This window comes from Gemmata algarum, assembly GCF_034097035.1.
In the GTDB taxonomy this organism is placed as follows: domain Bacteria; phylum Planctomycetota; class Planctomycetia; order Gemmatales; family Gemmataceae; genus Gemmata; species Gemmata algarum.
The window spans coordinates 140,595-153,396 of the sequence record NZ_JAXBLV010000244.1; the positions used below are offsets into that span (position 1 = coordinate 140,595).

A 12,802-nucleotide genomic window follows, 5' to 3' on the forward strand; every position below is an offset into this window, starting at 1 on the left:
GAGTTACGCCGCCTGGAGTTCCAGTTCCGCGGCCGGGGCCGGGGCCGCGTGAGCCGGCTGCCCCGCCGCCTCCTGGTACCGCTCCACGATCTCCTTCGGCGGCCCTTGCGCGACGATCTGGCCGTGGTCCATCCAGATCACGTGGGTACACATGTCCAGAATCGCGTTGAGGTCGTGCGCCACGATCACCATCAGGCGCGAGGACTTCATCAGCTCCTTCATCCGCGCCTTGGCCTTGTTCTGGAACGCCAGGTCGCCGACCGCGAGCACCTCGTCGATCAGCAGCACCTCCGGCTCGATGGCGGTGGCGATGGAGAACGCCAGCCGCATCTGCATCCCGGCCGAGTAGTTCCGCACCGCGATGTTGAGGAAGTCCCCCAGCTCGGAGAACTCGGCGATCTGGTCCACCTTGTCGCGCACGCTGGTCGGGGTCTCGCCCTGGAGGTACGCGCGGTACAGGATGTTGTCCCACCCGCTGGCCTCGAACTCGAACCCGAGGGTGATGTCGAACAGCGAGCAGATCTTCCCCTCGACTTCGCGGGTGCCGGCCGTCGGGGGGTACACGCCGGCGAGCGTCTTGAGGAGCGTGGACTTGCCGGCCCCGTTGTGCCCGATCACGCCGATCCGGTCGCCGTCGCGGGCCGACAGGTTGATGCCTTCCAGCGCCCGCACCCGCAGCGCGGGGTTGCGGGCACCGAAGAACAGGCCGCGGACGAGGTATTCCTTGAAGCTGACCCGCTTCTGCTGGTGCGCGGTGAACGTGACCGACACGTTCTCGAGTTCGATCTTCGCCATGGCGGCAGGTCTCAGGAGTCAGAGGGCAGAGCCACAGAGGGAAGGGGACCGAGCCGCAGCGGGGCGGCGGCCCCGGCGTCCCGGTCCCGGGCCCCGACTTACAGGTGGAAAATCACCTTCTTCTGGAGCCAGCTCACGATGCCGGCGGCCAGCGCCACCAGCACCGCGGTGAACGCCAGCGCCCCCAGGTACGCGCCGCCCCAGTGGGCCAGTTGCGCCCCGGTCGGCACGCCGATCAGCAGCGGGTCGCGGATCAGCGTCAGGAACATGTTCACCGGGTTGATGTCCGCGAGCCAGCCCAGCCCGCGGTCGTCCAGCACGCTGCGCCGGTACATGATCGGCGTGAGGTAGAACCCGATCTGCGCGCCCACCTCGAGCAGGTGCGCCACGTCGTGGAAGAACGCGGTGAGGAACGCGCCGATGGTGGCGACCGCCCACGCGGCGACGAGCGCCAGGAGCAGCCCGGGGACCGCCAGCAGCACCCCCACCAGCACGCCCGCGTCCTGCTTCCAGACGGCCACCAGCGCCACCACCACCGTGAGCGCCAGGCACGCGTGCGTGACCTGCCCCAGGACGGTGCGGAGCGTGTAAATCGTGTACGGCATGGGGCTCTGCCGGATGTACGACTCGTTCAGCAGGAACGCCTTGCTGCCCAGCGTCGCGGCCTCCCGCAGGAACGCCCAAACGGCCAACCCGGCGAGCGCGTAAGCGGCGTACCCGACCGGGTCCCCGCCCCCGAACAGTTGGCTGAACACCACCGTGAACACCGCCGTCATGGCCAGCGGGTGCAGCAGCGACCAGCCGATGCCCAGCACCGACCGGCGGTAGCGGAGGCGCAGGTCCAGCTTCACCAGCGCGAGCAGGAAATGGCGTGCGGTCCAAATGGCGGACAGGTGGCGGAACATCCGTGCTCCCACAGGCAACCGGTCGCAGCGGGCGAGGCGTATTGGGCGCGCCCGACCCGCTCGGGCTGGAGAGATTAGCGACCCCGCCCGCCCCCCGCTAGGCCAACTTCCCGGCACAGCCCACGCGACCGCTACAAGCTAACGCAGCCGGCCGCCTTTTCCCCCGCACACGCGGCGAGTAAAGTGGCGCGGTTGTGCGGGGTGTTCTAGCTGTATGGGTGGGCGAGACACTCGCGGTTGTGCCCGGAAGGGGTCTGGGATGCGGAAAGACGAATTTAACGACGTGGCCGAGGGCGACTGCGTTCAGGTGCTGAACACCTTACCCGCCGGGTGCGCGGACCTGGTGTTCGCCGACCCGCCGTTCAACATCGGCTACCAGTACGACGTGTACGACGACAAGCGGGCGAAGGCCGACTACCTCACCTGGACCGAGAATTGGCTCGCCGCCGCGGTCCGGGTGCTGGCGCCCCACGGGTCGCTGTTTCTGGCCATCGGGGACGAGTTCGTGGCCGAGCACAAGGTGCGGCTCGACGCGCTCGGGCTCACGATGCGGAACTGGGTCGTGTGGCACTACACGTTCGGCGTGAACTGCTCGAAGAAGTTCAACCGGAGTCACGCGCACATTCTGTATTACGTGCGCGACCCGAAGAACCATCAGTTCTTCCCGGACGAGGTGCGGGTCCCCTCCGCGCGCATGACCACCTACGCGGACAAGCGGGCGAACCCGGTCGGTAAGCTCCCGGATGATACCTGGGTGCTGCGGCCCCAGGAGTCCGACGCGCACTTTGCGCCGGACAGCGACACGTGGCACGTTCCGCGGATCTGCGGCACCTTCCACGAGCGGAACGAGGCCGGCCACAAGTGTCAGATGCCGGAAGCGGTGCTGGACCGCGTCATCCGGGTGGCGTCGAAGCCGGGCGACTTGGTGCTGGACCCGTTCGCGGGGAGCGGCACCACGCTAGCGGTCGCGAAGAAGTTGGGCCGCCGGTACTTCGGGGTGGAGTTGTCCGAACAGTACGCGGACGGCGTGCGGAAGCGGTTGCAGATGATCGAGTTCGGAGAAGCATGTGCGCCGGCCCGCCCGGTCCTGGCGGCACCGCTCCGGAAGCGTCAGCCGGTGAAGCGGTAAGTAAGGACCACCGGTCAGAAGTCGTCGGGTTGGCAAGTCATAAAGCTTTTTCTTTACTGCACTTGTGACGTTGCGGTTTTCGACGGCTGGACGATTAGTCGGAAGCCTCAGCGAGTTAAGATGCGGTAACGTGCCCAGAATCGCCCCCGCCTGCGTCAGCAGGGGGGGCGACCTCCGTCACTCGTCCTCGGGCGGCTTCGTGCCGCTGGCGGGCTTCACTTCGCCGGGCGCGGCCGGTTTCGCTCGGTTCGCGTCGCTGTTCGGCCGCGGCACCTCGGTCCCGGGTTTGGGCTGTGCCCCTTCCAGCCGTGCCAGCTTCTCGCGGCAGTCCTGGAGCCCCTTCTGAAGCTCCTTGAGCGCCTCGTCCACCTGCTTGTGTTGCGAATCGCGCAGCGCCTTCCGCTCCAGGTCGGACAGCTTGTTCCGCTCCACGTCGGTGCTCAGCTTTTGCAGGTTGTCGTGTACGATTTTCAGGTCCGCGAGGGCGGTGGCAAGTTTCTCCTTGAGCGAGTCCATCGCCGCGACATCTTTCTTGACGCCCTCGACCAGCACCACCCGCTCCTTGAGCACCTCCAGCGCCGCGGCGTCCTTCTTCATGGCGTCCGCGTGGGCCGCCACCTCCTTGCGCATGGCTTCCAGGGCGGCGTTGGTGTCGCGCTTCGACCCGTCCACCGTGGCGGTGTTGGTGTTCACCTTCTCCTTGACGCCCTCCAACTCGACCTTGATCGTGTCGATGGCCCGCATCCGCTCGTATTGAGCCGTCGTGCGGGTGTTGAACTCGTCCTTCTTCACGAGTTCGGCCCGGGCCTCGTGCTCGCGGCTCAGTTGCGCGCGCAGCTCGGAGATGCTGGACGACGTGTTGTTGTAGAGCGTGACCGCGACCAGCGCCACGATGCTCAGGATGGTGCCGCCGAACACCCGCCAGAACACCGAGATGTGCTCCTCGTCCTTCTTGGGCGGCGCCTTGTCGCTGCTGGAGTCGGCCGCGGACCGGGTGGTCTCGTAGGCGGCCAATTCGCCGGTCTGTTCAAGCGACTCGTCCGTCTGAACGCCGCGCTTGGTGCTCATCGCATCCCTTCCTTGGTTACTTCGGCGGCACGAGAGGGCCTGCCGCGTGTGCCAGAATGTGGACCGGCCGGTATAGCCGAGGTCCCCCCGCTTCGCAACCCGACCTCCGCCACCACCGACCGCTGGAACCGCGCCGCGGTCCGCCTTGACCGGGCGCCGCGCGCCGCGATACCCTGGGGTTTGACACACGTCACGACGCGCAACGGAGGCGCACCGGTGAGCGAATCAACTTCCCCGTGGGCCGGTCGGCGGGTGCTGGTGACCGGGTGCACCGGGCTCTTGGGCGCCGCGGTGTGCCACGAACTGTTCGACCGCGGGGCCGCGGTCGTCGGGTTGATCCACGAACGTTCCGGGGCGGACATTTTTGCGCCGGGGCAGGGCGGCCGCGTCCACTTTGTTCGCGGCCGGGCTGACAACGTGTTCCGGCTGCACTCGGCGATGGCGGTTCACGAGGTGTCGGCGGTGTTCCACCTCGCCGCGGGCGAGCCGTTCGCCGCGGACCGGGGCACGCCCGCGGTGCTCGATGCCGTGCGCCTGTACTCGCGCCGGGTGCCGGTGGTGGCGGCCCGGCCGTTACAGGCCTTTACACTGACCGGGCACGCGGAGCCGCTCGGCGGGCTGAGCGTCGCGCGGTTCGGGGCGGTGTTCGGCCCCGGCGACCGGAAGGTGTTCCGCACGGCCCCCGCAACCGCCCTGGCGCTCCACGGGGGCGAAGGGCTTCCGCCCCTTCCCGACGGGCCGGTGACCGACCACGTGTTCGTGCGCGACGCCGCGCGGGCGTGCCTGCGAGTGGCGGAAGACGTGGCGGTGCGCGGCCCCGGCGATTACCCCTTCCGGAGCGGCTGGGTGCTGAGCGACCGGCGCTTCGGGGCGGCCATGCGCGACGTGTTCAACGGCGCCGCGCCGACGCTGCCGGACGTGGCCCCGCCGGCGAACCCGCTCGGCTGGGCGCCCGAAACCTCATTCACCGACGCGCTTCAAGAAACGCTCGACTGGTACGGCGCGCTCGCCCGCACCGGCGGGCGGGCGCGCGCCGCGGCGTAGCAACGGGTCAGGCCGCCCGGCGCGCCGGCGGCCGGGCGGGCTCGCCCCCGGCCGGGGCTGTGGCCGCCAGGTTCCCGGTCTCCTTCAACAGGTACACCGGGCGCCGCTTGACCTCTTCGTGCAGGCGCCCCACGTATTCGCCGACCACGCCCAGCCCGGCGAGCGTCGCGCCTCCGGTGGTCTGCACGACCGCGGCTAGTAACCAGAACCCGGGGGCCGACGCGAACGGGGCCGCCAGCGCGCACGCGGCCCCGAGGGCCGCGAACCACACCCCGAGGCCCAGCAGCGCCCGCAGCGGCGCCTTCGAGAACGAGAACATCCCGTCCAGCCCGAGCCGGAGCTGCTTGCGGAACGTGTACTTCGAGCGCCCGGCCACACGCGCCGCGGGCACGAACCGCACCTCGCGGCAGGAGAACCCGACCCACTGCACCATGCCGCGGATGAACCGGTGCGACTCGCGCAGTTGCAAGAGCGCGTGAACCGCCGGCCGGGTCATCAGGCGGAAGTCCGCCGCGGACGGGCGCACCTCGGTGCCGCTCACCGCCCGCATGAGCCGGTAGAAGGCCCACGAGTTGAACCGCTTCGACCGGCTCAGGGTCGGGTCGTCCTCGCGCACGGTGATGACCACGTCGGCCCCGGCCCGCCACTCGCTGAGCAGCCGCGGGATCACGGCCGGCGGGTGCTGGAGGTCCGAGTCCATCATCACCACGACGTCGCCGGTCGCGTGCTCCAGGCCGGCCGTGAGGGCGGCTTGGTGCCCGAAGTTGCGGCTCAGCGACAGGTACCCGACCCGCGGGTCCCCCGCCGCCAGCTCGCGCAGCACCCCCAGCGTTCCGTCCGCGGAGCCGTCGTCGGCGTAAATCACCTCGGCCCGGTAGTCGGGGCCGAGCCGGTCGAGCACGCGCACCAGCTCCGCGTGGAAGTGCGGCAGCGCGTCCGCCTCCTCATACGCCGGGCACACGATACTGACGAGGGTGCTCATGCGGCTCTCCTCACCGGTGGGACGAACGGCCCCGCGGCGGGGGCCACTGCGGCCGCGGGGCGCTTCAGCGTCATGGCGGCGAGCACGGCCAGCAGCACCAGCGCCGCCGCCGGCTGCGTGCCGGTCCGCAGCACCAGGCGCCCGTACGGCGGCGTGGTGACCGCGACGCAGGTGCCGAAGAACAGCACCGCCGCCAGCACGACCGGCGCACGCGCCCACGGCGCGGGGCCGCCGCGCCGGCTCTCGACCAGGAGCCAAGCGAGCGTCGGGCCGAGCAAGATGTACGTCGGCGACTCGGTGGCCGGGCCGAACGCGGTCATCCAGCAGCACCCCAGCCCGAGGGCGCGGTTCAGGGCCGTCCGGTCCGGAACGCCGCGCCACCGGGCGAGCAGACACAGCCCGCCGACCGCGGCGGCGGCGGCCACCGTCACCCACTGGTACGCCGCGTGCGACAGCGGCAGCCCGGCGCGGCGGACCAGCAGCCAGGCGTCGCGGTACGCTTCGTCGAGGACCCAGGCCGACCGGTCGTCGGCCCGCAGGTTGCCGAGCCACCGCTCGTACTGGCGGGCGACGTACTCCGGCTCCTGCGCGAGGAACGGCAGCAGGAGCCCCGCGGCGAGGGCCAGCGCGAACCGCGGGCCGAACCGGCGCGGGTACATGGCGACGAACAGCAGCCCCACCGCGATCGGGTAAATCTTGAAGAAGCAGGCCGCGGCGACCGCCGCCGCCGCGACCCACCAGCGGCCCCGGGCGGCGGCGGCGGTACCGGCCAGCAGCGCGGCGGCCATGAACACGTTCGACTGCCCGTTGTTCAAGCTCCCCAGGCACAGCGGCAGGGCCGCGAGCAGCACCCAGGCCCGGGCCTTCGGGCTGAGGTCGGGCGGACACACGGCCCTGAGCCACCAGCCCAGGGCGGCCAGCAGCGCGGCCGCCCCGGCGGCGCGCCAGGCGAGCCCGCCCCAGTACTCCGGCAGGGCGCTGAACGGGACCAGCGCGACGTGAACGGCCGGGCTGTAGCGGCACGTGTCCGCGGTGGTCCCGTACAGATCGGTCCCGGCCAGCCAGTTCACCCCGCCGGACCGGTAGTGGTCGCGGAAGCAGTTGTTCCGGTGCGGCGCGACGGCCCCGCGGGTGAGCAGGCCGGCCAGCACCAAGAGCCAGACCGCCCAGGCGGCCCGAACGCGCCAGTGGGGCGCGGGCGAGGGAAAGTCAGGCGGCACGGGCGGCCTCCGTTCGTAAGTCCCAGGCGCGCGAGGGGCGGCACAGATCGAAGCCCGCCCCCGCACAGGCGCGGGCGAACTCCGGCGCCGACAGCAGCGCCTGCTCGTCGGTGCGGCGCTGCACCTGGCCGTCGGTGGCGGTGCAGTCGCGGCCGATCAGCGTCTCGTCGCGGTGCCCCGGGTGTACGGCCAGTTCCACCACCCGCCCGGGCACCCGGGCGAGCCAGCGGGCGAAGAACTGCGGGTCCCGCACCCACAGCGGGTCGGTGATCCCGGCCAGGGCATCGTTGCCCGGGAACCCGGCCCGGCGCTGCCGCCGCGCGGCCCACGCGCCGAGGGCGCCGAGGAACAGCCGCTTGCCCCGCGCCCCCGGCACCCCCCACAGGCACGACACCGGGTCGATCACGCGGCGAACGTAAGGGCGCAGCCGGCGCGCGGCCAGCACCTCCGCGAGCGCCCGGCGCACCAGCGGGAACACGTGCACGTGCTTGTGCCCGTTGATCAGGGCCGGGTCGGCGCCGACCAGCTCCCGGTACCTCCCGAGCTGCGCGTCCAGTTCGCGGACCAGCTCCCGGTACCGGACGCCCCCGGTCGCCAGCCGCGCCATCAGTACGCCCAGCGGCGCGAACCCGCCGCCGCGGCACACCAGCGAAGCGACCGCCCCCGGGGCAGACACGGGGCGGTCCAGGTTCAGGTTCGGGTGCCACCCCAGGTCGCCCGGGCCGCCGGCGGCGCGCCAACGGCGGACCGCGTCCTCGGCGGTCGGGGCGTTGACGAGCAAGACGGTGCCGGTGACCACGCCGGCCCGCATAAGGTCGAGTATCCCGCGAGACGTTTCGGGGCCGATGCCGAAATCGTCCGCGACCACCAGAAGGCGACGGGCCGACATAGATTCCTATGGTTCGAGCGACGCATGGCTTTGCGAAGGATCGGCCGCTTGTCGGGAAAAAATGAAATCAAAGATCGGCCGCACATCGGATGGGGCGGCCGCGGCGGGCCGGGCGGGCGGCGCGACCGCTTCGTACAACATCCCCACGTCACCACCTCACCAGGGATGTTCGCGATGTCCTCCCCGACACTGGCCGCGCGGCTCGCCGGGTACGCCGCCGGCCTCACGTTCGAGTCGCTCACCCGGGAAGCCGTCCACGAGACCAAGCGGCGGTTCATCGACTCCTTCGTCACCGCCATCGGCGCGATGCCGGCCGAGGCCTACGCGATCGCCAAGAAGTGCGCCGCACGGGTCAGCAGCACGCCGGGCGCGTCGCTGCTAGGGGGCGGGAAGTCGAGCATCGAGTGGGCCACGTTCGTCAACGGGCTGCTGATCCGCTACCTGGACTTCAACGACACCTACCTGAGCAAGGAGCCGGCGCACCCGAGCGACAACCTCGCCGCGGTGCTGGCCGTCGGCGAGGCGGTCGGGGCGGGGGGCAAGGACCTCATCACCGCCGCGGTGCTGGCCTACGAGATCCAGTGCCGGTTCTGCGACGCCGCGAGCCTGCGCAAGCACGGGGTCGACCACGTCACCTACGGCGCCATCTCGTCGGCCGTCGCCGCCGCCAAGTTGATGAAGCTCGATGTCACCAAGCTGACCCACACGGTCGGGCTGGCGGGCGTGTGCAACGTCGCGCTGCGGCAAACGCGGTCGGGCGAGTTGAGCATGTGGAAGGGGTGCGCGTTCGCCAACGCGGCCCGCAACGGGGTGTTCGCGGCCACCCTCGCGGCCGACGGCATGACCGGCCCGGCCCCGATCTTCGAGGGCGATTTGGGGTTCTTCAAGCTGGTGGCGCGTGAAGCGTTCACCCCCGCCCCGTTCGGCGGCGAGCCGGGCAACGCCGACGGGTTCATGATCAACAAGACGTACATCAAGTTCTGGCCCGCCGAGTACCACTCGCAGAGCGCGATCGACGCGGCCCTCCAGATCCGCGCGGAACTCGGCGGCGACGTGTCGCAGGTGCAGCGGATCGACATCGCGACGTTCGAGGCCAGCTACAACATCATCGGCAAGTACCCCGAGGCGTGGGCGCCCAAGACCCGGGAGACGGCCGACCACTCGCTGCCGTACTGCACCGCGGCGGCGCTGTACGACGGCGACGTGTACCTCGAAACGTTCGACGAGCCGCACTTCACCGACGCCCGGCGGGTCGCGTTCACCGGCAAGGTGAAGGTGACGCACGACGGCACGCTCGACCCGCGGTACCCGCACGGCATCCCGAACCGCATCACCGTCACACTCAACGACGGCCGCACGGTCGTCCGGGAGGTGGAGTTCCCGCGCGGGCACGCCGGGAACCCGATGACCGACGCCGAGGTCGAGGCCAAGTTCCGGCGGGTCGCGGAACCGCGGTACGGGAAGGCGCGGGCCGACGAGATCCTGGCCCGGTGCTGGGAGCTGGAGACGCTCACCAGCGTGACGGACCTGATCGCCCTCGTCGATTGAATCGGCGGCGCCCGTGCCGGGCGCGGGCCGGTGAACCGAGATTGACAGTTGACAACGGGCTCCGGAAGTGTTCGTATCAGGCCTCCTGCCCGAACCACTCTTCCGGTTCCCGTTCCAATGAAGCCGCTCTGCGTTACCGCACTGCTCGCGTGCGTGGTCTCGGTCGGTCGGGCCGAGGACGTCAAGAAGCCCGCCCCGGCCGCGCCCGCAACGCGAACGATCGAGTTCAACCGCGACGTGCGCCCCATCTTCTCGGACGCCTGCTTCGCGTGCCACGGGTTCGACCCGAAGGCGCGCAAGGGCAAGCTCCGGCTCGACGTGCCCGATGGCGCGTTTACAGAGCGCGACGGCGCGTTCCCCATCAAGCCCGGCGCCCCGAACGCGAGCGAGGTGTGGAAGCGGATCGTCTCGGACGACGCCGACAGCGTGATGCCGCCGCCGCACACGAACAAGAAGCTCACCGCGGCCCAGAAAGAAACGATCCGGCTGTGGATCGAGCAGGGGGCGAAGTACCAGAAGCACTGGTCGTTCGAGCCCGTCGCCCGGCAGGCGGTGCCCGGCGCGGGGCACCCCGTGGACGCGTTCATCCGCGCGCGGCTCGAAAAGGAGGGGCTGAAGCCGACCGCCGCGGCCGACCGCGAGACGCTGATCCGTCGCGCGTCGTTCGCCCTCACCGGGCTCCCGCCGACCGTCGCCGAGGTTGATGCCTTCCTCTCCGACAAGGAGCCGGGCGCCTACGAGCGGCTGGTGGACCGCTACCTCGCGAGCCCGCGGTTCGGCGAGGAGATGGCGCGCCACTGGCTCGACGTGGCCCGGTACGCCGACACCCACGGCCTCCACCTCGACAACGAGCGGCAGATGTGGAAGTACCGCGACTGGGTGGTGAAGGCGTTCAACGACAACCTGCCGTTCGACACGTTCGCCACGTACCAACTCGCCGGGGACCTGCTGCCGAACCCCACGAGCGAGCAGCTCACCGCGACCGGGTTCAGCCGGTGCAACGTGACGACCGGTGAGGGCGGGTCGATCGACGCCGAGTGGCTGTACCGCAACGCGGTGGACCGCGCGAGCACCGCGACGCAGGCGTTCCTCGGCCTGACCGCCGGGTGCGCCGTGTGCCACGACCACAAGTTCGACCCGATCTCGATCAAGGAATACTACTCGCTCTACGCATTCTTCTACTCCGGCGCGGACCCGGCGCTGGACAGCAACGTCAGCACCACCGGGCCGTTTGTGAAGGTGCCGACGCCGGCCCAGCAGGCCGCACTCGAGGCCGCCGCCAAGGCCGAAGCCGGCGCCCGCAAGGCGCTCGAAGAGGCCGCCGCAAAGGCGGCATACACGGACCCGGCGGCCACCCCGGACGCGCCGGCGGTGGCGGTGCGCGAGGTGCTGCTCGACGACACGTTCCCCGCCGGGGCCACCAGCAGCAACACCACCCGCAACGCCGCCGACTGGGTGACCGCCCCGGCGTTCGGCGCGAAGTCGGGCCGCCGCGTGCTGCGCCAGGCGAACACGTTCTTCCACCAGGACACGATTCAGTTCCGGAACCCGCTCCGCGCCCCCGCGGGCGCCCGTTTCGAGGCGTGGGTGTACCTCGACCCGAAGCAGCCGCCCGGCGCCGTTACCGTTCAGTTCGCCGGCGGGAAGAAGGTGTGGTGGGGTCAGGAGCCGACCGCCGAGTCCCCTTACGCGCGGGGCGGGTTGGGCACACGTGTCGGCGACCTCCCGAAACCCGGCTCGTGGGCTCAGCTCGCCCTCAAGGCCGAAGACCTGGGTTTGAAGGGGGAGCAGCCGGTCCCATCGCTGACGCTCCAGGAGCACGGCGGGGTGGTGTACTGGGACGCGGTCGCGCTGGCGGGCACGAGTCACCCCGCGACCGACCCGCGGGCGTCGTTCCAGGTGTGGTGGAAGGGCCTGAACGGTAAAGCGCCGCCGGGCCTGCCCGCCGGTCTGAACGCCGTTGTCGCCGTCGGCCCGGCGAAGAACCCGAAGGCCGAGGACGTTGCGAAGCTGCGGGCCTACTACCTCGCGCACGTCGCCCGCGGCGCCACGCCCGCGCTCGCCAACCTTCAGCAAGAATGGGAGGCGGCCCGGGCCGAACACGCCGGTGCCGCGGACGCGATCCCCGGGACGATGGTGTTCCGCGACCTGCCGGTCCCGCGCGACTCGTTCGTGATGCTCCGCGGGCAGTACGACAAGCCGGGCGACAAGGTGCAACCCGGCGTGCCGGCGGCGCTCCCGCCGCTCAAGCTCGCCGACCCGTCGAAGCGCGCGACGCGGCTCGACCTCGCGAACTGGATCACGTCCCCCGAGAACCCGCTCGCGGCCCGCGTCGCGGCGAACCGGCTGTGGCAGCAGTTCTTCGGCGTCGGGCTGGTGAAGACCAGTTCCGATTTTGGCTCTCAGGGCGAACCGCCGAGCCACCCCGAACTGCTGGACTGGCTGGCCGCCGAGTACCGCGCGTCCTGGGACACCAAGAAGTTCGTGAAACTGCTCGTCACCTCGGACGCCTTCAAACGCGACGCCGCCCAGCCGCCCGCGGTGCGCCTGAAAGACCCGGAGAACCAGCTCCTCAGCCGGGGGCCGCGGTTCCGGCTCGACGCCGAACAGTTGCGCGACAACGCGCTGTTCGTGAGCGGGCTGATGAGCCACGAGATGGGCGGGCGCGGGGTGAACGTGTACCAGCCGCCCAACATCTGGGAGCCGGTGGGCTACGCCGACAGCAACACCCGCTACTACCTCCAGGACCACGGCGCGGCGCTGTACCGGCGCAGCCTCTACGTGTTCATCAAGCGCACGGCCCCGGCGCCGTTCCTGACGAACTTCGACGCGACCAACCGCGAGCAACTGTGTGCCGGCCGCGACCGCACCAACACGCCGCTGCAGGCGCTGCAACTGATGAACGACGTGCAGCACTTCGAGGCCGCGCGGGCGCTGGCGGAACGGGTCCTCACCGAGGGCGGGAAGCAGACGGAGGAGCGGATCGCGTTCCTGTACCGCACCGTGCTGAGCCGCCGCCCCGACGCCGAAGAGGTGAAGCTCGTCGCCGCCGCCCTGGAGCGACAGCGGGAACTGTTCGCGGCGAACCCGGCCGGCGCGAAGAAGGTGGTTCACGCGGGCGAGTCGAAGCCAAAGGGCGCCGCGGCGGACGCGGAAGTGGCGGCGTGGGCGATGGTCGCCAACCTCGTGCTGAACCTGGATGAAGCCGTGAGTCGGAACTGA

Annotated in this window: 10 protein-coding genes; 4 read left to right on the forward strand and 6 right to left on the reverse strand. The window is 70.8% G+C overall.

The genetic code is table 11. The annotated features are described in order from the left end of the window. Positions 1 to 3: 3 nt before the first annotated feature. Together R5W23_RS31505 and R5W23_RS31510 are read right to left on the reverse strand one after the other, a co-directional pair. Positions 4 to 795, reverse strand: coding sequence for an ABC transporter ATP-binding protein (locus tag R5W23_RS31505; RefSeq protein ID WP_261188612.1), 792 nt, complete (start codon positions 793 to 795; stop codon positions 4 to 6). A 98-nt stretch (positions 796 to 893) separates the two neighbouring features. Then, positions 894 to 1,700, reverse strand: a complete 807-nt coding sequence (locus tag R5W23_RS31510) for an ABC transporter permease (RefSeq protein WP_261188613.1) — start codon at positions 1,698 to 1,700, stop codon at positions 894 to 896. Positions 1,701 to 1,959: 259 nt separating this feature from the next. Between R5W23_RS31510 and R5W23_RS31515 the strand changes: the two genes are divergently transcribed. Then, positions 1,960 to 2,829 carry a DNA-methyltransferase gene (locus R5W23_RS31515; RefSeq protein ID WP_320689806.1) on the forward strand — a complete coding sequence of 290 codons (870 nt, stop codon included), beginning with the start codon at positions 1,960 to 1,962 and terminating at the stop codon, positions 2,827 to 2,829. A gap of 177 nt (positions 2,830 to 3,006) precedes the next feature. On the opposite strand, the gene R5W23_RS31520 is transcribed toward R5W23_RS31515, so the two are convergent. Further along, positions 3,007 to 3,897, reverse strand: a complete 891-nt coding sequence (locus R5W23_RS31520) for a hypothetical protein (RefSeq protein WP_261188615.1) — start codon at positions 3,895 to 3,897, stop codon at positions 3,007 to 3,009. A 216-nt stretch (positions 3,898 to 4,113) separates the two neighbouring features. Here R5W23_RS31520 and R5W23_RS31525 point away from each other — a divergent pair, with 216 nt between their 5' ends. Beyond that, positions 4,114 to 4,941 carry an NAD-dependent epimerase/dehydratase family protein gene (locus R5W23_RS31525; RefSeq protein WP_320689807.1) on the forward strand — a complete coding sequence of 276 codons (828 nt, stop codon included), beginning with the start codon at positions 4,114 to 4,116 and terminating at the stop codon, positions 4,939 to 4,941. Between the two features lie 7 nt (positions 4,942 to 4,948). Here the strand turns inward: R5W23_RS31525 and R5W23_RS31530 are convergent, their stop codons facing one another. Genes R5W23_RS31530 through R5W23_RS31540 form a run of 3 tightly spaced genes read right to left on the reverse strand, consistent with a single transcriptional unit; the run spans position 4,949 to position 8,032 of the window. After that, complete coding sequence (locus R5W23_RS31530; protein ID WP_261188617.1) at positions 4,949 to 5,923, reverse strand: glycosyltransferase family 2 protein; 975 nt, start codon at positions 5,921 to 5,923, stop codon at positions 4,949 to 4,951. Continuing rightward, entirely contained in the window at positions 5,920 to 7,143 is a 1,224-nt protein-coding gene (locus tag R5W23_RS31535) for a glycosyltransferase 87 family protein (protein ID WP_320689808.1), read from the reverse strand. Before R5W23_RS31535 ends, R5W23_RS31530 begins: the two co-directional genes overlap by 4 nt. Next, positions 7,133 to 8,032, reverse strand: a complete 900-nt coding sequence (locus R5W23_RS31540) for a carbohydrate deacetylase (protein ID WP_320689809.1) — start codon at positions 8,030 to 8,032, stop codon at positions 7,133 to 7,135. The genes R5W23_RS31535 and R5W23_RS31540 overlap by 11 nt, the downstream gene beginning before the upstream one ends. 174 nt (positions 8,033 to 8,206) lie before the next feature. On the opposite strand from R5W23_RS31540, the gene R5W23_RS31545 reads away from it, so the two are divergent. Both R5W23_RS31545 and R5W23_RS31550 read left to right on the forward strand, forming a co-directional pair. After that, positions 8,207 to 9,580, forward strand: a complete 1,374-nt coding sequence (locus R5W23_RS31545) for an MmgE/PrpD family protein (RefSeq protein ID WP_320689810.1) — start codon at positions 8,207 to 8,209, stop codon at positions 9,578 to 9,580. A 117-nt stretch (positions 9,581 to 9,697) separates the two neighbouring features. Next, a complete protein-coding gene (locus tag R5W23_RS31550) occupies positions 9,698 to 12,802 on the forward strand; it encodes a PSD1 and planctomycete cytochrome C domain-containing protein (protein WP_320689811.1) in 3,105 nt (1,034 codons plus the stop codon).